Source organism: Shewanella sp. TC10 (assembly GCF_009663145.1).
Lineage (GTDB): Bacteria > Pseudomonadota > Gammaproteobacteria > Enterobacterales > Shewanellaceae > Shewanella.
The window spans coordinates 100,596-120,583 of sequence record NZ_VKHR01000005.1 but is presented as its reverse complement, the minus strand read 5'-3'; the positions used below and the strand labels follow the sequence as shown (position 1 = coordinate 120,583).

21 protein-coding genes and 1 pseudogene are annotated in these 19,988 nt (G+C 41.3%); 10 read left to right on the top strand and 12 right to left on the bottom strand.

The features are described 5' to 3' along the window. From FNZ24_RS03155 to FNZ24_RS03145, 3 genes are all read left to right on the top strand, one after another. The coding region (locus tag FNZ24_RS03155; RefSeq protein ID WP_153912966.1) for a phytanoyl-CoA dioxygenase family protein at positions 1 to 570 on the top strand (570 nt) is incomplete at its 5' end. Positions 571 to 718: 148 nt separating this feature from the next. After that, positions 719 to 2,338: a methyl-accepting chemotaxis protein gene (locus FNZ24_RS03150; protein ID WP_153912965.1), complete on the top strand. Its 1,620-nt coding sequence runs from the start codon at positions 719 to 721 to the stop codon at positions 2,336 to 2,338. 71 nt (positions 2,339 to 2,409) lie between these two features. Further along, complete coding sequence (locus tag FNZ24_RS03145) at positions 2,410 to 2,691, top strand: hypothetical protein (RefSeq protein ID WP_153912964.1); 282 nt, start codon at positions 2,410 to 2,412, stop codon at positions 2,689 to 2,691. Positions 2,692 to 2,781: 90 nt separating this feature from the next. On the opposite strand, the gene gltS is transcribed toward FNZ24_RS03145, so the two are convergent. The 6 genes from gltS to FNZ24_RS03115 all read right to left on the bottom strand — a co-directional run bounded on the left by gltS (position 2,782) and on the right by FNZ24_RS03115 (position 7,525). Continuing rightward, positions 2,782 to 4,011 (bottom strand): sodium/glutamate symporter, encoded by a 1,230-nt coding sequence (gene gltS / locus FNZ24_RS03140; RefSeq protein WP_153912963.1) that lies wholly within the window; start codon positions 4,009 to 4,011, stop codon positions 2,782 to 2,784. A 503-nt stretch (positions 4,012 to 4,514) separates the two neighbouring features. Beyond that, entirely contained in the window at positions 4,515 to 4,805 is a 291-nt protein-coding gene (locus FNZ24_RS03135; protein WP_153912962.1) for a cytochrome c3 family protein, read from the bottom strand. Positions 4,806 to 4,825: 20 nt separating this feature from the next. Beyond that, positions 4,826 to 5,767, bottom strand: a complete 942-nt coding sequence (gene nrfD / locus FNZ24_RS03130; protein WP_153912961.1) for a cytochrome c nitrite reductase subunit NrfD — start codon at positions 5,765 to 5,767, stop codon at positions 4,826 to 4,828. Then, on the bottom strand, positions 5,764 to 6,453 hold the full coding sequence (locus FNZ24_RS03125) for a 4Fe-4S dicluster domain-containing protein (RefSeq protein ID WP_153912960.1): 690 nt from the start codon (positions 6,451 to 6,453) through the stop codon (positions 5,764 to 5,766). The genes nrfD and FNZ24_RS03125 overlap by 4 nt, the downstream gene beginning before the upstream one ends. Positions 6,454 to 6,469: 16 nt before the next feature. Further along, entirely contained in the window at positions 6,470 to 6,943 is a 474-nt protein-coding gene (locus FNZ24_RS03120; RefSeq protein WP_153912959.1) for a nitrite reductase, read from the bottom strand. Between the two features lie 84 nt (positions 6,944 to 7,027). Then, positions 7,028 to 7,525, bottom strand: a complete 498-nt coding sequence (locus tag FNZ24_RS03115) for a DUF2726 domain-containing protein (RefSeq protein ID WP_153912958.1) — start codon at positions 7,523 to 7,525, stop codon at positions 7,028 to 7,030. A gap of 524 nt (positions 7,526 to 8,049) precedes the next feature. On the opposite strand from FNZ24_RS03115, the gene FNZ24_RS03110 reads away from it, so the two are divergent. After that, positions 8,050 to 9,015, top strand: coding sequence for a LysR family transcriptional regulator (locus FNZ24_RS03110; RefSeq protein WP_153912957.1), 966 nt, complete (start codon positions 8,050 to 8,052; stop codon positions 9,013 to 9,015). 120 nt (positions 9,016 to 9,135) lie between these two features. Here the strand turns inward: FNZ24_RS03110 and FNZ24_RS03105 are convergent, their stop codons facing one another. Further along, positions 9,136 to 10,122: a LysR family transcriptional regulator gene (locus FNZ24_RS03105; RefSeq protein WP_153912956.1), complete on the bottom strand. Its 987-nt coding sequence runs from the start codon at positions 10,120 to 10,122 to the stop codon at positions 9,136 to 9,138. Between the two features lie 365 nt (positions 10,123 to 10,487). Here FNZ24_RS03105 and FNZ24_RS03100 point away from each other — a divergent pair, with 365 nt between their 5' ends. The 3 genes from FNZ24_RS03100 to FNZ24_RS03090 all read left to right on the top strand — a co-directional run bounded on the left by FNZ24_RS03100 (position 10,488) and on the right by FNZ24_RS03090 (position 13,183). Continuing rightward, positions 10,488 to 10,973, top strand: coding sequence for a C40 family peptidase (locus FNZ24_RS03100; RefSeq protein WP_153912955.1), 486 nt, complete (start codon positions 10,488 to 10,490; stop codon positions 10,971 to 10,973). Between the two features lie 194 nt (positions 10,974 to 11,167). Continuing rightward, complete coding sequence (gene mog, locus FNZ24_RS03095; protein WP_153912954.1) at positions 11,168 to 11,701, top strand: molybdopterin adenylyltransferase; 534 nt, start codon at positions 11,168 to 11,170, stop codon at positions 11,699 to 11,701. A 474-nt stretch (positions 11,702 to 12,175) separates the two neighbouring features. Continuing rightward, a complete protein-coding gene (locus tag FNZ24_RS03090; RefSeq protein WP_153912953.1) occupies positions 12,176 to 13,183 on the top strand; it encodes a GlxA family transcriptional regulator in 1,008 nt (335 codons plus the stop codon). Here the strand turns inward: FNZ24_RS03090 and FNZ24_RS21915 are convergent. The 5 genes and pseudogenes from FNZ24_RS21915 to FNZ24_RS03070 all read right to left on the bottom strand — a co-directional run bounded on the left by FNZ24_RS21915 (position 13,161) and on the right by FNZ24_RS03070 (position 17,228). After that, positions 13,161 to 13,361, bottom strand: a pseudogene (locus FNZ24_RS21915) (hypothetical protein). The gene FNZ24_RS03090 and the pseudogene FNZ24_RS21915 overlap by 23 nt on opposite strands. A 121-nt stretch (positions 13,362 to 13,482) precedes the next feature. Continuing rightward, positions 13,483 to 13,719 (bottom strand): hypothetical protein, encoded by a 237-nt coding sequence (locus FNZ24_RS03085; protein WP_153912952.1) that lies wholly within the window; start codon positions 13,717 to 13,719, stop codon positions 13,483 to 13,485. A 79-nt stretch (positions 13,720 to 13,798) separates the two neighbouring features. Further along, complete coding sequence (locus FNZ24_RS03080) at positions 13,799 to 14,947, bottom strand: ABC transporter permease (RefSeq protein WP_153912951.1); 1,149 nt, start codon at positions 14,945 to 14,947, stop codon at positions 13,799 to 13,801. After that, entirely contained in the window at positions 14,947 to 15,681 is a 735-nt protein-coding gene (locus FNZ24_RS03075; protein WP_153912950.1) for an ATP-binding cassette domain-containing protein, read from the bottom strand. The genes FNZ24_RS03080 and FNZ24_RS03075 overlap by 1 nt, the downstream gene beginning before the upstream one ends. A gap of 2 nt (positions 15,682 to 15,683) precedes the next feature. Further along, positions 15,684 to 17,228 (bottom strand): alpha/beta hydrolase, encoded by a 1,545-nt coding sequence (locus FNZ24_RS03070; protein ID WP_324187466.1) that lies wholly within the window; start codon positions 17,226 to 17,228, stop codon positions 15,684 to 15,686. Positions 17,229 to 17,320: 92 nt separating this feature from the next. Here FNZ24_RS03070 and FNZ24_RS03065 point away from each other — a divergent pair, with 92 nt between their 5' ends. From FNZ24_RS03065 to FNZ24_RS03055, 3 genes are all read left to right on the top strand, one after another. After that, positions 17,321 to 17,695: a GntR family transcriptional regulator gene (locus FNZ24_RS03065; protein WP_153912949.1), complete on the top strand. Its 375-nt coding sequence runs from the start codon at positions 17,321 to 17,323 to the stop codon at positions 17,693 to 17,695. A gap of 74 nt (positions 17,696 to 17,769) precedes the next feature. Continuing rightward, entirely contained in the window at positions 17,770 to 18,615 is an 846-nt protein-coding gene (locus tag FNZ24_RS03060; RefSeq protein ID WP_153912948.1) for an ABC transporter ATP-binding protein, read from the top strand. Continuing rightward, positions 18,612 to 19,937 (top strand): hypothetical protein, encoded by a 1,326-nt coding sequence (locus tag FNZ24_RS03055; RefSeq protein ID WP_153912947.1) that lies wholly within the window; start codon positions 18,612 to 18,614, stop codon positions 19,935 to 19,937. Before FNZ24_RS03060 ends, FNZ24_RS03055 begins: the two co-directional genes overlap by 4 nt. Positions 19,938 to 19,988: the final 51 nt, after the last annotated feature.

Sequence of the window (19,988 nt, the reverse complement as noted above, 5' to 3'; positions counted from 1 at the left end):
CGTAACCAGCTATTTCAATTCATTGGCTCTAATTCTATTAAACAGTTAGTTGAGCTGACGTCACTCGCAAAAGTGGCTTTCATGAACAGCCAGTTGTTTTTTAATCCTGTAAATCCTAAGCAGTTGAACTATTGGCACCGAGACCCACAATATCATTTATCCATTGATGAGCAGCGAAACGCATTAAAGGGTCATGATGTAGTACATTGCCGAATTGCACTCAATGATGAACCAGGCATTGAGCTTGTGCCTGGAACCCATAAACGTTTTGATAACGATGATGAACTATCGGTGCGCCTTGAACTTGAAGGTAGAAAAAACAGTGAATCACTGAAAAGTGGACAGGTTGTGCCATTGAATAAAGGTGATGTGTTGCTGTTTTCGGCCAATATGATCCACCGAGGTTTATATGGTAGTAATCGATTAGCGCTAGATTTGTTATTTTGTGAAGCGCTAAAAGAGTTTGTCTCGTTTGCTGAGCCGAGTTGTTTTCCTGATGATCACCTTTGTTCCAAGCTCGAATGGCCAGAGCCTTTTACTGCTGTGTTAGCTATCAAGCAAAAAGGCTAATTTACGTCGCTATTATTAAAGATAAGCAAAACAAAATGACAGCGATGTCATTTATTGCTTGCATCTTATATCCATTGTTATTTATGTTACTAAGTACGGGTGTTTTTTATCCAATATCCGTAATAAAAATAATAACAAAGGATGGCGTATGAGTTTAGGCTCCAAGATTATCGTATTTTCACTGGGTATATTTTTAGCATTTATTAGTACAGCACTTTGGGGGCTGCAAGCTTTATCGAGTTCAAGCGAGAGTGACAATATTGCTCGAATTAACCAGCTAATGAAAAGTACGGTGAATATTGTAGAACAGTTTGAACAGTTATCTCAGTCTGGACAGCTTACTGAAACTCAAGCAAAACAGTATGCAAGCCAGCTACTCAGAGAAAATAAGTATCACGACTCAGAGTATGTGTATGTCGTAGACAATCAACTCGACTTTATCGCCGCACCACACGATCCCCAGTTACATGGCACCAGTTTCAATGAATTTCGCGATGCAGATGGCAATAGCATAGGTCAAATGGTGCAACAACTCGTCGGTCAGCAAACCTCAAATATTATCACTTACCATTGGAGTTCTGAGCGCGATGGCCAAGTGGTGGACTTAACTTCAGTTGTTCAACAAACACCGGTATGGCATTGGTATGTGGGCACAGGTATTAGTTATGCTGAAGCAAACAGCCGCTATTGGTCAGTCGCAAAGTGGTTGCTGACTTTTTCGATGATCATTGCCAGTGTAGCAACCATTTTATTAGTGCGTTTTGGCTTAAACTTACGTAATGCATTGGGCGCCGAAATTGAGCAAGTTCGACGCTTTGTTATGGACGTTTCGCGAGGTGACTTGAAACAGAATCCGCAATTTACTGCAGCAGATAAAAACAGTGTTGTAGGCGCGATGAACTACATGCAAGTGGGTTTACAAGGCGTAGTGACAGGCATAGGGGATGTTACTCAGCGCCTAAGTCTACAAACTCGAAATGCAGAACAACAAGCCGCTGAATTAGACTCTTTGACCAGCGCTATGAATAGTGAAACCCAAATGGTGGCTTCATCAATTACCGAACTGACTGCATCATCAGCTAATGTCGCAGAACTGGCAAAGCATGCTGCAGACTCTGTTTACGCAGCCGAGCAGCAAGGCCAGCAAGCGCATTTACTAACGCAACAATCGTCTGAAACCATAAACTTATTAGAGAGCCAGATTGATAACGCAGGGCAAAACATTCAATTGCTTGACGACGAAGTGAATAATATTGCTAGTGTGTTGTCAGTTATCCAAAGTATTGCCGAACAAACCAACTTGTTAGCGCTAAATGCGGCAATTGAAGCTGCTAGAGCGGGCGACCAAGGTCGTGGATTTGCTGTAGTGGCAGATGAAGTCAGGCAACTTGCTCAGCGAACACAATCAAGTACTGAGCAAATCCATCAAATGATCGCCAAGCTTCAACATGCAACTCAAGATGCCAAATTGTCAGTCTCTCAAAGTGTGCAAACAAGTAGTCACACTGTAGAAAAGTCCAAGCTGGTGGCGGATGAGTTGAGTAATATAGCGCAGTCATTGTCGGCTATCTCTTCAATGAGCGAGCAGATCTCTGTTGCGGCTCGTGAGCAGTTAGCTGCAGGAGAGGATTCAGCTGAACGTATCACTGTTATTGCTGATACAGCACAAAATACCTCGCAAGTTTCGGTTAAAGCCCACAATGCGACAGATGAAACTCAACAGCTTATTAGCCGTTTAGAAACTGAGATTAATAAGTTTTCAGTATAATGGTTACTTTTTGCTCACTGAGCATGGTATTAATATTAAACAATAGCAATAGGATTATAGGAGGGCATCAGATGAGTAAACGAGTGCGATTAAGCGCTATTATATTAACCCGCGCAAAACTCGTATTAATGGTCGCGTCACTCTCATTTATAGGGGGCTGCTCAAGCCTAGTGTGTGATGCTCGAACTGATGAATATACTAATGAGCTGGATAAAACCTTAGGCCAACAAGAATGCGAGCAACAAGTCAGAAGTAATTTAAGGCAGCATCGCAAAGAGCAAGCTGCCGCGAAAAAAGAAGAAACGGATCAACTACTAAAAGCCTCGATTGAGAACGCCACGTCTAAATCTTGAGTTAATAGCGTGAAGCTTATCAGTTAGCAAAAAGGTCATCGATGGATGACCTTTTTTGCTGAGTTGTAGATGTTATCTAAATAGATTTTTCTACTGCATTAGCCCAATGAAGTAAGGGATGATTAACGCATTGGCTAAATCGATAAAGAAGGCGCAAACCAACGGCACAATGATGAAGGCTTGGGCAGAATAACCATAGCGCATAGAGACCGCAGACATGTTAGCCATTGCTGTTGGTGTTGAGCCCAGTGAGATACCACCAAAGCCTGAACAAATCACTGCAGCATCATAATTTTTTCCCATCGCTGGGAATACGATAAATAGATTAACCGCGATTGCCACGATAAATTGCATACCAAGAATGGCAAAGATAGGTCCAGCTAAATCCACTAGAGTCCATAATTGCATGCTCATTAGTGACATGGCTAAAAACGTACCCAAAGACATATCGGCAATTAAATCAATCGCAGCGGTTCTGGTTGGCCATGCAGTACCTGAAATACGTGGGTAGTTTTTAGGAATTAGGTTAGTGATGACGATACCCGCAAATAAACAAGTGACAAACAGCGGTAAATCTAACCCTAAACTACTGACAACTTCATTAAGAACGAAACCCAAAATCACACAAATATGAATGGCTAATAGTGCGTCTAAAAAATCAAACGAAGTCATTTTGACAGCAGTATCGGTTTCTTTACCTTGCGTATTTGCAGCTTCTAAATCAACTGAAGGTTTTAATTGATGTTTATTGATCAAGTATTTGGCTATGGGGCCGCCCATTAAGCTGGCAAGAATTAACCCGAATGTGGCACTAGCAATACCTATTTCCATTGCGCTGGATAAACCAAATTGTTCTTGGATTTTTGGTGCCCAGGCAATGGCGGTACCATGTCCGCCAATCAATGACACGCTGCCACCGAGTAAACCGACAATCGGTTCTTGACCAAACAAAGTTGCCACACCAATACCAGTAAGGTTTTGCAAAATCATGTAGCCAATAGTGACGATGAGCAAAATGACTAGTGGCTTACCGCCTTTGAGTAAATCGCCCAAGCTGGCATTAATACCGATAGTGGTAAAAAAGTATACCAGTAAGATATCTCTGGCCATTAAGTCAAAGTTGACTTCAATGCTGGTGGCTGCATAAATAAGGGTAAATAAAATAGAAAAGATGATCCCGCCAGAAACGGGCTCAGGAATACTGAACTCTTTTAAAAAGCCCACAACCTGATTTAATCGTCTGCCAATAAACAGCACGATAATCCCTACCGTGACAGTAAAGAAAGAGTTTAGCTGCACAATGCCGTCAGCAAATTCCATAATACTTCCTTGTTAATTTTGAGAATACTGTGTGATTGATAACAATAGTTTGACATACATACTCAAACCATTGATAGCAGCAATCACCACTAAGCCCTAAAAACAGCGTTGTGAGATTAAGACTTTGTTTTGTGCAACTGATATTAGGTTACAACTGCGGGGAGGCTTTATCGCTAAACACATTGGATATCTCATAAAATGATCATCTCGAAGTGATAGCAGAACTTTGACTCAAGAGGTCACATAAAAAAGCCACCTTGTTAAAGGTGGCGAACCCATTTGGAGGTTGGGTGCACTAAACTTAGGCAATGAAAGTAAGTTGTGTGCAAACTTGATAATAAAGTGGCTTCCTGCCCAATGACTTCCTTGTTAATACGATGAAATGGCTAAAGTCATTCCTTCGATTTGCTAGCCTCCGAAGAGGCTAATCATCACTTTCAGTTCTAGATAAAGACTGAACATCCATTTTTATTCAGTGATTGATGCTATTAAAAGCGTCACTGCTAGTGACAGTCGGCACAAGTATCATTTGGATCTTGTACTTCATGAACAATGTGGCAGGTTAAGCAATCTAAAACACCGTCATGTTGCTGGTGGATTTCGCCTTCAATGCTGTCTAAGCCTCCATGACAGTCAATACAGGTTTGGTTCTCATATGCCATATCCGCTGACGGCTCTCCATCCATGTGACAAGCTTCGCATCCAGCCATATCCGTATGGGTATCTGCGATAGATTCTGCAAATGCTGCACCTGAGAAGCTTAATAAAATGGACAATCCTAAAACTTTAAGCATGGTTAACTCCTAAATAATGATTAAGCTACGGTCATTTGACCGGTATAAAGAATGAAATTACGAAGCAATAGCACACCGAATAAGCTGCAACTTGCTGTGATAGCAACATAAGAAAACTTACGTTTTGCTGATGCGGTCATGAACAGGTTGAATGCCAATGGCATGGCTAACCCGACGACGACAATACCTGCCCAGAACACCCAGCCCCAGAAACCTTCGCCAATGGCATTAAGTGCAGCTACCTGGCTTTGACCACCGGTTAGGATAAGGCCAACAAAGAAGGTAAATAGCAGTGCTATTTCAAGCAAAATTAGTGGAATTTCAATGTTATGGATAAAATGCACTTCTTTACCATCAGGGTTACCTTTCATTAATACACCGCCAAGCAAAGTGCCCGCTGCGCCAGATGAAATACCCGAGATTAAGAACAACATTGGTAATACTGGGTTATTCAGCATTGGGAATGTGGTGAGTGCTGACAATAAGAACCCTGTGTAAGCACCCAGTGACAATGCAAGGATAACCAGTAAGCCAGTAATGGTTGCTTCTAACTTCATTAAGTAGGTCAGTGCTTTTTCAACGATAGGCCAGCGGTTATCACACCTCTTCAGAATCGGCTCTTTGAATAAGCAGGCTAACCATGAGAACAGGGCGACTTGATAAACCATGAGTACTGCAACACCCACTGACATCACAGATGTCGGGTTGTAGAAAACTAGGATTTTCCAGAAGTCGAATGGCTTGGTTAAATCAACAACCAAGATCCCTAAGCCTGCAAATACCGCTAATGGGGCAATCAAACAGGCCGCTTTTACGAAGCTTGATTTATAGGCATCTTTGCCTAACTTGAAGTGTTTTAATAACACTGCAAAACAAATCGCACCGGCAGAAATACCTGCTAGAAATAAGTAAATGGCAATTGGCCAGTGCCAAATGAGGCTGTCAAAGTGGAATGGGCTCATAATTTGATTTCTCCCTCTTGCGACGCAATACGGAACACTTTAGGGCGAGTGCCTAGTTCTGTTTTACTGCGATAGTTAGGCGTAGTCTTAAGCACTTCAACCACTTGTGAGTGGGGATCTTTAAGGTCGCCAAAGGTCAGTGCTTTTGTTGGGCAGGCGTCAACACAGGCTGGTTGTCTGCCTTCTTTTAAACGGGTCTCTTTACAGAAATCACATTTGTCAGCGGCTTTAGTCACAGGGTTAATAAAGCGAATTTGATATGGACAGGCGGCGATGCAATATAAGCAACCCACACACTTCCATTCATCAACACTCACAATACCTGTTTTAGGGTCATGGTAAGCTGCACCCGTTGGGCAAACGTTGACACAAGGCTTACCTTCACATTGCTGACAAGATTTTCGGGTAAAGCGATAGAATTGATTTGGGTATTCTCCAAAAGGACCTTCACGTTCAATATCTAATCGGCTTACACCTTCTGGTACATCGTTGGCTTCACGGCAAGCGACGGAGCAGGCGTCGCAACCAATACATTTGTTTTCATCATGGATCAGCGCATATTTACAGTTTGTTTCGTCACTACCTTGCTGACTTCTAGACTGTGCGATGCTAAGACCTGATGCGCCTGCAACGCCAACCGCTGCTACACATGCACCTTTTAAAAATAGTCTTCTTTCTTTTTTCATTGTTTTATCCTCCTGATTACTGGCTTTCATGACAGCTCACGCATGACTTAATGCGAACGGTCTCTGTTTGACCAATAACGGGATCAACTTCTGGATGTAGCTGATGGCAGTCGGCGCAGTTCACTTTGTCTGAATGGACATTGTGGGTCCAATCAGCTTCGGCAAGTTCTTCTTGACCGTGACAAGCCATACAAGCTTCTGTTTGTTGCTTAGCTGTGGCGGGAGAGTTTTCACCAAAGCCGATAAGCTCTGATTCACCTCGAGGGTGTTTACCTTTTTCGCCATGACAGTCCTGGCAGGTTTGATCTAATGCGTCATTAGCATGCATGCCATACATGTTGCCGTTTTTCTTGTGACACATGATGCATTGACGGTTTTGATTCATTTTAAACTCTGGGATGTCAGCTTTAGCAATGGGTGCAGTAAAGCTGAGTACCACCATCAAAATGGAGGTCAGCAGGGGAAGGGTGATTCTTGAAATTCTGGACATAATGAGCCCTCACATAATTCAGTGATACGGTTGAGTCTTTTAAAGGATGTGAGTGCTGAAGAGGCTCTTCAGCACTCCTTGGAGCTATGCCGCTAGAGAGTTACGGATTAGAGATTCATCGCACTGTTGGTTCTGTGCAAGGTGAATAACTTTGATGCCTACCTCTGCTAATGAGTGGTCGATAAATTCATTATTCTCAGGTGTATTGTGCTGTGGATCGGTAATCACCAATTTCACTGAAGATTGCTCATCGACAACGACATAGTCGAGGTGACAGTGCTGTAAATGCTGGTGAGCATCTTCTGGCTTGTCAGTGTTGCCGATATCAACGATGGTATCCATGGTTGTGCCATATAAGATGTTGTATTTCCCTTTAGCAATAGTATTTAGCTTATTGAAAAAACCAACTGGCTTATTAGCAATTTTATCTGGGTTTAATTTAATATTAACTCCCACATTCTCTACATTGCTTGTTTTGAAAAACTTTATACAAGTCATCGTAAATGTCACTAGTACAAATGGGACAACAAGGAATAATACAAAGTAGACAAAAGCATAGCTTAATATGACTGATGTGTTCATAAACGCCTCCAAACTTTCATTGATTATTAAATTTATATTTTTAACGCAGAGCCAGTATTTATCTCTGCAGCTTTATAAACATTGATTTAAATCAATTTAATAATGAGATGGTTATTTTTGTATTTAAATATCTAACTTGCAGTTGTTTATTATTATTTGTAATTTACAAATTTGAATATTTACTTTCCCAATTTCATTTTTTGAATATTTGAATCGAACATTTCGATTAATAAAATATCTATGTTATAAAGTTTTGAAGTGATATTTTAAAAGTATGTTTAAATGGCTGCGACCCGCATAGAGTCTCACTTTCTATTTTTTAATCTTTTGTTGTTTTATAATTTTTGTCAACAATTGCCTATCCCAGTTGTTAGTATTTCAAAGTTCATATAATCATTATTTATTTTCTGTATATCCCAATAAGTGACTTGGTAAACATTTTCAAAAAACAATTAAAATAAAACAACAAATATAAATATAAATTGGGTATTATTAAATTGAACTTATCATTGGGAGGTATTTAGATGAGAGATATTAGCTATAGTGACCTAGACTTATTAAGCATTAATATTCTAGTTAATCTCTATGAAAACAAATCAGCAACTTATGTATCTAATAAACTGAATGTTCCAGCACCCAAGATAAGCCGTTGTCTTAAACACGCACGTGAGATTTTTGGCAATGAACTGTTTATCCGAAAAAAGTACGGCTTAGTGCCAAATGAGTTTGCTGGTAAGGTATACCCTATTGCCAAGCAAATCCTTGAATGCTCTAACAGCCTTCAATTGTTACATGGCGAGGCGTTAGCTGATAATGTCCATAACTTTGAGATTGTCGCACCAGACTTGGTTTCCTTCCCTTTCCCTAAGATGTTATTAACGTCTATTAGGGATGCTGGGAAAGATGTTAACTTCAATATCTCTCCTTGGAATAAGTCTTCTTTAGACAGCATTGTATCTGGCGATGTTGATATTGGCCTATGTTGCAGCAAAGCCTTAGATAATATAGAAAACATTGATGACAATCTTGCTGTTCATCCTTTAATAAAACTCAATAAGTTATTTTTAATTTGTGATGATAAACATCCAATTTTGAAGGAAGAAATAACCTTAGAGTCGATTGCAAAATATCCATTTGTGAATAGCAATGTGGGAGATGCAGAGCAAAAGATGAGTGCATATCAAGAGTATTGCTATCGCAAGAATATCCCTCTCAACACCGAAATGGATTTGAATGGTGTTTCTAGTTTGTTTGAGTACTTACGGGGAACGGAATCATTAGCATTACTGCCATATAGTTCTATTTATAATATGATTAATACCACGCCAGGTTTACATGCTTGTCGACTTGCAGAAGTTGAATCAGAACGTTTATATATGGAAGTAAAAGTACCGACACTTTATATGGTATCTAATAAGAATAATCATGAAGCGAACTTTCAATGGCTTTCTGAAAAAATTCAAGGCTTAGTTTATTCGGCATTACATTAATGTTTATAATCTTTAAAAACAAAGCCACTCATAAATGAGTGGCTTTGTTTTTCTTGCTAATAGTTGTTATTTTTCATTTTATATTTGCTAATTTGAAATAGCTTGTTTTAATATTTGTAATTAACTATTTTTGAGTTTGCTTGACTCGTTTTTTATATATAACTGTTGATATGTTTTCAGGTTATTCGACATTATGTCTGATAGTAATGAAGTGAATTTATTTTTTTGTGTTTCATGAAACTGTAAATAATGACTCGGGTGACTTAAATTATCAATGTTTTTAAAATGCTCTTTATAAAAATCTGTCATATCAATTAACTCAATATCATCACGCTGCTTACCTAATTCAAATGGAAAAACTGAAGGTGCCCAGCATACATCGTCAGATTTCGAGATACGCTCAAAAGCCATTAATAAACTCGAAGTAATTAAACTAATATCGGCTTTTTGCTCGACACCCTCGCAACACCGGTTCACTAACTCGTTTAATTCAGAAACAGGGCCATTGTTAATAAATACTAATCTATGGTTGAGGATTGCTTCCAAGGTAATTTCAGCCTGTAAAATAGGATGACCTTTACGAACGGCTAAAAACCAGAACTCGACATCACCGAGTTTACTGTTGACTAAGTTTTCATGCTGAAAAGAGCGAGACGATATAGAATAATCCAATTTGCCTTGTATAAGGAGGTTTTCGACATTTTCGACCCAAGGGTGAATATCGACTGTGTGGCTGATCCCTAAGATTTCACCTGCTTGATCAATTGACTGCAATATAAACGTCGACATTTGTTCTGGCGCGCCAATATGCAGAACACGATGGTGCTCTGGTTGTGCATTGGCTTCTATAGCCATTTGGTCATAAGCGATGATAATATTTTTTGCGAAAGGGTAAAGGCGCTCAGCCATGGCATTGGGTTGCAAGCCATATTGTTGGCGGATAAATAACTCATCATGGATCACTTCACGCATTGTACTCAGTGCGCGGCTTACCTTGGGCTGAGTGCTATTGAGTTTTTCTGCTACCACACTGCCATTTTTAAACTCATATAAGCCTATAAGAACTTTAAGGGTAAAGTAATCTAGTCTTGATAGTTGTTTTTGCATTCGTTTTTACCAAGTGCTCGAGTGATTTCGATTTTGGGAACTTATCATAAGAATAATTGTCTAAACCGTGTTCAAATCACATATTACCCCTAAATAGGTATTTTGGCACTATTGTATGATCTAAACACTATACCATTCAGATAGATAGCTAATACAAGTGGTGTTAAATCTATTGGTTTGTGTTCTTTAGGTGATGGCTTAGTGTGTATTATTGCTAGTTTTTTGCTCAGTTGTTAAATTTTAAAAAGTCATTTCCAAACTGAGTTTGAGTCGTGGCTTATAACTCCAATTAGATTACACTGACAGTTCTTTTTCTGGCATGGATTTGTGCTAGTTTTTATCCATTACTCAGCTGGAAATAAAGCATGTTTAAAAAGCTTGTTATCACGCTTATTAGCCTTCTACTTTCTGCTTGTGCCAGTCAAGTTGATACAAATACTCCTATTCCTCCAAACTCTGCAGATATTCCCAGTGTCGATCGCGCACTTTGGAACGAAGCACGCTTATTACAGTTTCATCAGCAGTGGCAGGGCACACCATATCGATTAGGCGGGTTAACCAAAAAAGGCTTAGATTGTTCTGGTTTGGTGTATGTGGCTTATCAAGATCTCGTGGGCCCCAGTATTCCAAGGACAGTTCAAGGTCAAACAAGCTTAGGCACTCGCATTGCTAAAAGTGACTTACGAAGTGGCGATTTAGTCTTTTTCAAAACCACAGGCCGTGGTCGCCATGTTGGAGTGTATCTATCTGGCCATCGATTCTTGCATGTGTCGACCAAAAAAGGCGTGATGATATCGAGTATGGATAATGTGTACTGGAAGCCGCGCTATTGGTTCGCGAGTCGGCTTTAACATAACGCGAAACTCATTAAGCTGATACTTTGTTGATCATATCGTGCAGATTGCTGTTCGTTGATTTCATTAATTCAACTCTTGATCAATCTCTCCGCCTCAAATTGAAATTTGTGGTATTTTAGCCCCATCTAAAGTCTAAATTGTGATTTAGCCTTACAGCCAATTAAATGATCAAGTTTAAGGACCTCGTCATGACCAAAGCAAAAATCGGTATTGTTACGGTAAGTGATCGTGCAAGTGCAGGTATCTACGAAGATATTTCAGGTAAAGCCATTATTGACGTACTAAATGAATATTTAACGTCTGAATGGGAACCTGTTTATAAAGTGATCCCGGATGAAACGGCGGATATTGAAGCCACATTAATTGATATGGCAGATGTGCAAAACTGTAGCTTGATCGTAACGACTGGCGGCACAGGCCCTGCTAAGCGTGACGTGACTCCTGAAGCGACTGAAGCGGTATGCGATCGCATGATGCCAGGTTTTGGCGAGCTGATGCGTGCTGAATCATTAAAGTTTGTGCCTACTGCAATTCTATCGCGCCAAACTGCAGGTTTACGTGGCGACTCATTAATCGTCAACTTACCAGGTAAGCCTAAATCAATTCGTGAGTGTTTAGACGCAGTATTCCCTGCGATCCCTTACTGTATTGATTTAATGGATGGTCCATTCTTAGAGTGTGACGAGTCTGTGATTAAGCCATTCAGACCGAAAGCAAAATAATTTTAAGCCGAGTTTAGGTTATTTAGATTACTAACCTTATATTGGTCATTACTAAGCGTATTGCGGGGTGTTAGCCTGCAATGCGCTTTTTTATACCTAGAACAGAACTAATTTACTTGTCTTTCTTGTTTGCTTAGCCTGCGATAGCAGGTTTTTTTATGGCCTTATCAATACTGATTACAGCCCTTTTCTAAAGATTAAGTGGGCGCTATAGCCAGTAAATATGGCTAAGAAGGGAATAGCTATCAGATGGGTAAATACATTGGGCGCTGTATTGAAGTTCAATGACAGTAATAACCCCCAACTGACTGCGAGATAACTTAGGCTGATAATTATATGATGGCTGATTTTTTTCATGACTTGTGTCCTTACTACCGATGACTCACTGTGATTAATAGTATAAAAACTAGACAAATTAATTTTAAGTGTCATTATTGACAAATATAAAGTCAAAAGTGACATTGTGAGGGCGTGATGAAAACAATTTATATTTTAGCGGCGGGTAACGTGGTGGCGAGCGGGCTGGTTAGCTTTTTAGATGTATTTAGTTTTTGTAATGCTTATTGGCGTCGTATTAATCAAGATGCCAAAGAGGACTTGTTTCACTGTCATGTTATTTCAGCTGACGGCCATAATGTAAAAACCAATCAAGGTTTTGAAGTACCCGCCAAAGGGCTAACGCATCCTGATGATATTTTGCAGGCTGATGCCGTCATTCTGGCTTCTGCCTTTGTGACTGACCGATCTGAGTTTCAAGCATTTTTAACTGATTTTGAGCCTTTAATAGAACCACTGTCGCGCTTTTCGGCTGCTGAGAAGCCCGTTGCTGCTTATTGTTCAGCAACATTATTGCTTGCCGCATCTGGCTTATTGAACCAAAGGCGTGCCACAACGGTTTGGTGGTTGAGTGAGATGTTTGAGCGAAACTTTAAAGATGTAAAACTATGCATGGATTCATTAGTGGTGTCTGATGGCCATATACATACCGCGGGCGCGACCACTTCAAATTTAAGTTTGGCGCTGCATCTTATTTCGATTTTAGCGGGTGAACAAATGGCGCAGCAGATGGCGAAAATATTGCTGATCGATCCTAACCGCAGTTCTCAGCAACCCTTTATGACAATGGCAATTAATCCTGAACAGCATAAAGACGAATTAATACATAACGTCCAACGGTGGATGCAGGCTGACTTGAGCCAACACTGGTTGTTAGATGACATTGCCGATAAATTTGCAGTGGGTAAACGCACGTTAATTCGGCGCTTTAAAAAAGCCGTTAATGAAACGCCTGCGAGCTATATGCAGCGACTTCGAGTAGATGAAGCTAAAAGGTTGCTAGAAACCACAGAGCTGGCCATTGAGCAAATTGTCGAGCGGGTTGGGTATGAGGATGTTAGCTCATTTAGAAAACTATTCATCCAACTCACCACGTTAAGCCCGCGTGCTTATCGACAAAAATTTAATACTCATACCTGTTGCTAGCCCTAGGGCCTGTTGATCTTTCAAGGTTGTTTTTGCAGCGAATTGTTGGCCATTTATACAAGGCAGAGACTTTGTGGTGTAGTTATTCTACATAAAAAGTCGATAACGCAGTAAAAATGGCCAACAAACGCTGCCCAAAGGGTTCGACTAAAAGCGTTTTACTCTTTGTTGGATGCATCTTTGTTTATAAAAGGTGCTTAGATGACTAGGCGTCAACTCATCCGCCTCGATTAAAACGCTTTTATTTCGAACAAAACTTAACCAGCAAAGATCAACAGGCCCTAGGTTTTAAGTGCCAATTAAAGTGAATTAATTTGTTGCTTCAATTCATACTCTGGCTCAGTCACAATTTTCTCAAGGGTGGCAATGCGCTGCTTGAGTTCATTATTATGTTGTCGCAGTAAGTTGAGTTCTTCAGTTTGCTGACCTGACTTATTAGCGCTTTTTGACTTCATATACTGCTTAAAAATCTCAGTCGCAGTGGTGCCAACAGTAATCACAATGACTAACGCTACAATGGCATATTCTTGTTCCATAACAGACTCCTTCCTATTTGAGGGTTAAGCATGATGAGCAAGGTCGCTATCTAACCTTGCCCATTCATGCCATTAACGTTTACAAACCAAATACGACTTTCTCGCTTTTCAGCAGTTTCTCTAGTCCTAATGCCAGTGCAATTGACAGTACGAGTGTGGCACCAGATGACACCAGTAATTGCAGCATTGGGATTTCACGTCCTTTGATAAAGGCCATTAGTGCTTGTTGCTGACCAGAAACTGGCAGCCATTCAAGTACATCTGGTGCAATGTTGTAGCTCGCGGCCATAGACAGAGCGAGCGGCACAAATAGCACCATGGTTAAGTAGGACTGCGCTTCTTTAAAGGTTTTAGCCATAAACGACACGAACAGTTGTAACGTTGCCGCCATGATGGCCAGTGGAATACCAATAAACAGCATCAGCCCCATAAAGTCTGGTGAGATATTCACGCTAAAACCAAGTTCTTGCCAAGGGACAAAGGTATAAGCAATCTTCGATACAATCAGGATTAATAATAAACCCAACAAGGCAAAGCAGGTCACAGCGATAATCTTACCTAATACCAGCTGACGAGTGCTAATAGGATGGCTTAGCAGCAAGGCGAGTGAGTTACGCTCACGCTCACCGGCACTGGTATCAATGGCCAGATTCATTCCTGAAATAAATACTGAATAAATCATGGTGAAAATCGCAATACCGAGAATAAAGCCACCTTTTGAATCAGGTGTGGCCTGATCTTCAACAATCACTTTTATTGGCTGCACCACGACAGGGTTAATCCCGCGGGCAATTAAACGTAAGCTGCCCATTTCGCTACTGTAAGCTTGCAGTTGCTGCTCAACACGGCGAATAGATTGCTGCAGTTTTTCATTAGAATTATCAGCAATAAGGGTGATTTCAGCAGGCTTGGCTTTTGCCATTTGCGCCGCGAATTCATCACTGATAATCAACTCGATATCTTTAACGTTTTTCGGTTTGACACCTTCATCCGTTGCTGCATTAATGCCGCGATTATTCAGAAAACGCACTAAGTCTGGCGCATTGTTGCCGTTAGTGATCTTAATGGATAGATCTTCAGGACTTGAGAGCTGACCAATTAACACCATAAACATGCCACACATTAATAGCGGTGTGCCGATGGCATAATATAAACCTGCCATGACAGAGCGTTTATCACGCATGGCATCGATGAGTTCTTTGCGAACCATTGCAATAACTGTTTTCATTAGGCTGCGATCCCTTCGTCAGTACCAATTAATTGTATAAATGCATCTTCAAGTGAATCCTTGCCAGTTTGTTGGCAAAGCTCTTCTGGACTGCCTGTGGCAACGACTTTACCGTCGGCCATCACAATCACTTGGTCACAAAGTGCGGCAACTTCTTGCATCACATGGCTTGAAAACAGCACACAATGTCCTGCGGCCTTGAGCGAGAGCAATATGTCACGCAGTAAGCGGGTACTCATCACATCCAATCCACGAGTCGGCTCATCCAAAATAATATTGGTTGGCTTATGCACAATAGCCTGAGCTAATGCGGTTTTCATACGTTGCCCTTGAGAAAACCCTTTGCAGCGTCTATCGGCAATATCTTCAAGCTTAAGTTGTTCAATCACATCTTGGGTGGCTTGCTTAGCATCAGCTTTTGACATGCCGCTGAGCTCGGCAAAGTAGCTGATGTATTCTCTTGGCGATAAACGCTCATATAAGCCAAATGGATCGGGGAATAACCCCAGTTGTGCTTTCGCTTTTGTTGGCTCTTTGGCGACATCAATGCCGTCAATTTCTGCATGGCCTTCATCGGCGGCAAGTAAACCAAATACCGTGCGCAGACAGGTGGTTTTGCCTGCGCCATTAGGACCAAGCAGGCCCGTGATATGGCCGTCATGTGCGCTGAAGCTGAGGTTATCAAGTGCTTGTACGTCACCAATTTTTTTAGATAGATTCGTTACAGTAATCATGATTATTCTTCCTCAGTTGTCGTTGGGATCACTTCAACGGTGTTGGCATTTAAGTAAAAACTACGGCTAACATCTTTTTCTAAACATTCACCATCGATGTTATCTAACGAACCTGTTTTCACGAGATCGGCAATCAAGTCATTACCGCAGCTTTGGTAGGCAACCCCATGAGTTGCAAACGCAGAGGTAAAGTGTTTGGCATTGGTGAGTTTTTCTGTGGCCATATCGCCCCAGCTTGGTGGGGTTGCTGGGTCTAATTCACCAGATAACAACAAGGTGGGAATGTCGCTTTCGATAGCATCACTAAAGCTATTATCAACTTGCGGCATATTCCACACACTACAAGTCGCTTCTAAGCCCTCAATCATGGTACGTCCCATGTAAGAGTGCTTGGCTTGCTCACGTATTGCATCAGTGACACGGTGAATATCTTCGCCACATACCACAGAGGCGTGCATTCCCATTGCAATGCCTGTGCTGTCAGAGGTTAAGGCATAAATTCCTAATACCGGCTGATAGTTACCGATGGATGCTTGATGAATTGCATGAGGAATTAACGAGCGAATATTGGGCATATATAATGCCATGCGTATTGCGCCATTAAATTTTGCGCGGGTCAGTAAGAAGCTGGCGACTTCATCGGTTTGCGGGTCACGCACTTGTGTCTCAATAGGTGCTTCAGTTAGCGCATTATCGACAGCTGTAAAATCTTGCTCAAGTGTTGGAAATTGCTCTGCACATAAACTATTTTGCTGACAATCTTTAAAAAGCAGTGCATAACCTCGGTCAATGGCTTTGCCAATGGCAATGACACTTTGCTGCATTGGTACTACGCCATCTAGGGTGACTGTTGCTAGTGCTTGTGGATATTCGCGCATGTAAAGCTGTGCCATACGTGTGCCATATGAAACACCATATAAGTGCAGTTTTTCATAGCCTAAGTGTTGGCGAATAGCTTCAAAGTCGGTTAATGCTGTTAAGCTACCGTATTGAGTGACATCAGCATCTATTTCATCTAAACAGGCTTGAGTATCTTTAACGTAATCCATATCGTCGTCATTAAAAGACAGCACTGACATATCATCGTTTTCGCAGGCTAATAAATTAGATTGGCCTGTACCACGTTGGTCAATTAACAGTATGTCTCTATCTTGGCGCACCTTACTCAGCACACGGTCAAATCCTGCCGCGTTTTCAATGGCTGATTGTCCAGGTCCACCTGCAATGGCTAACAAAGCTTGGGTTTTAAAGCTTGGCTTAATCGCAGGTAATACCGCGTAATGAATCGCGATTTTGTTGCCATCTGGTTGAGCAGGGTTTTCTGCCACCATTAATGAACCGCATTGAACTTGCTCTGATAGACCATCAACGTAACATGCTGATAGTGGTGCCTGACTTGACGTGGTTTCTTCTGCTGTCACTGACAAGCTGATCATAGAAAGCAAACCAACTTGAATTGCGCTGATCAATTTTGATTGGCGAGCCAATAGCTTTGGCTTACGAACCTTATTAAACGTTCCTTGCAACATAACTTTGCCGATGTTCATAACATCTTTCCTTTTTGCATTTCAGGATGATTGTGGTAACTTAACATTAGTGTATCGGTGTATCAATGTATTAATACAGTAAGTAAAGGCTAATGCTAGAACTAATAAAAGTCAACCCCAGTAGTGGCGAACCCATTTATCGACAATTGCATGAGCAAATTGTGCGATTGATTGTAGGCGGCCAATTACCTGTCGACCAAGTATTGCCATCAGTGAGGCAACTAGCTGAGCATTTAGCGGTAAACCCGATGACAGTATCCCGTGCGATTCAGCAATTGGTTGAACAAGGCTGGCTTGAGCGTCGTCGTGGTCAACCTACGCGTGTGGCCAACAAACAAAATGCACCAGCAACCTCGAGTTTGCAGTTATTAGCTCCTCAAGCCAATGATTTAATTAGCCAAGCCAAACAATTGGGCATCAGCTTAGATGAATTACAGGCGTTAGTTAGTCAGCAGTGGAATCAGTGAGCGTAATAAAATAAGCCAAGCTCCAGTTAAACAGTCAAAGTGATATCGCGAGTAAGATAACAAGGAACAAGTTAATGGACAGTAGCTCTGAAGCAATTCTTGAGTTTAAGCAAGTCGATAAACGATTTGATGACAAGGCAGTATTATCCCAACTGAGCTTCAGTTTATCGGCCGGAATGGTGGTGGGCTTGTTGGGGCAAAATGGTGCGGGTAAGTCGACCTTAATGCGTGCAGCCCTTGGGATATTCGATATTGAAGCGGGTGAAATCATCACCTTAGGCGACCCTGCAACAAAACTTTCAACTGAGGCTAAAGCTAAAATTGGCTATGTACCGCAACAACCTTTTGGTTATGAAGGGTTTACTGTTGCCAGTGCCTTAGAGCTTCACAGTAGTTTTTACCCGCAATGGGACAAAGCACTTGAAACTGATTGGTTGGCTCGCTTTGGACTTGATAGTAAACAACAAGTGCAAAAGTTATCAGTAGGACAGCGTCAATCTTTAGCGCTCATTATGGCGATGGCATATCGTCCGCAATTGCTTATTCTTGATGAACCCGTTGCCAGTTTAGATCCTATAGTGCGTCGTCAGTTTATGGGCGACTTATTTGAGTTAGCGCTTGAGTCTGGTTCAGCGGTGTTATTTTCATCGCACATTACCTCGGATTTAGAGCGAGTAGCGAGTCATGTGGCGCTGATCAAACAAGGTGAATTAATCTTGTTTAAAGAAATTGATGCTTTGCGGGAAGACGTTGTTTTAGTACAACTAGCCGATAATCAAGATTTACCCGAAGGGTTAACGGTGTTAAATCGTAATCAGCAGCAAGTGTTAGTGGATAATGCCAATCAAATCGACATTTCTGGCGTTGTTAGTAGCACTGCATTGAATCTTGAACAACTATTCATGGAGCTTCACCGATGAATAGCCCATCTTCCTCAACCCAACCTAACACTAAAGTGAGTAAAAGCACCTTTCGCAATCCATTTAAAGGGTTTTATTCACTATGGCTTCGTGATTTTGGCAGTTTAAGTTTTTTGATGGTCGCTTTGCTAGGTTGTGGCCTGACAATACTCACCATATTGACTAAGCCTGAAAAAATTGACGTCATAAATCTTGCTCTAGGCATGACTATTTTATCGATTTCTACTTCTGTGGCGTGGCAGTTCATTAAATTAGCGGCCAGTGAATGCGCAGTGCTTATTCCTCATTATCGACAACAGGTATTAATACAAGCTACCAGTATATGGGTAGTGACATTAGTACTTAGTCTCGTAGCGTTTAAGCTAAGTGAACTGACCAGTATTGCGATTTTGATGCTTTTTGTCAGTATTGGTATGGGGTTTATATACGTGTGTTTAATCAAACCACAACGATTTAACTTTTCCATGCTAGTGTATTTGTGTTTGCCGATTACACCGGAATTAACTCACTATATCCCGCAATTAATGGCTGATTTTATCGTATTGATCCCGTTGTTATTAGCGGTCTTGATTGCTAGGGAGCTAACACGTTTCAGCTGGAATCAAGATGCTCGTGCCATATATTTAAATGGCCAAGAAACAGGTTGGATGGTGGGTCCAATAGTGGGACAAAACCCTTGGTTTATTAAGCTCAGTCGCTACCTACATCCTGCCAGTTTTTTTATTGGACCAATGCTCGGCATGGTGTTGACCGCTTCATTGGTATTAAGTGCTGTTGGGGTGTTATCTGCTGCATATATGAATGTCGATCTTCCTATTTTAATGGTGCTTTCGCAGTTAATGATAATGGTATGCGCATTAATTCACTGGACACGTGTTCAGCGTTGGCGAGCAGCAGAGACACTTTATATGCTGCCAAGTTTTAGCGGTAAAGCTGGCTTGGTAGAGCAGTTTTTTAAGTCGCAATTGCGCTTACTGGGTATCGTGATAGTGATTATGTCATTGATTAGCCTGCTATCAGCCTTGTTTAACCCACAAATAACCCTGCTGGTGGGCTTACATATCGTCGCGACGACGACTTGGGCAGCTGGATTTGCCTTAGCGTTTGGCGCGTTGAGTCGTTCTACTCTACATATCAGCTTATCTATGCTGCCAGTCTTTAGTAGTGCCATATGGCTTTCTGTTTCGTTAGTTGCCTTGCGCGAGCAAGGCTCTATCAGCGTTGGTTATTATTGGGGAGATTTAGGTTTACTAGTGTTAATGGGAGTTTTACTGGTTATCAGCAAAGGCAAACTTTGGAAGAATGGTGTTGCCAGCTTGTAAAATATCGCCATAATCTGTGAATTGGCGCTAATTTAGACTAAAAACTCTTAT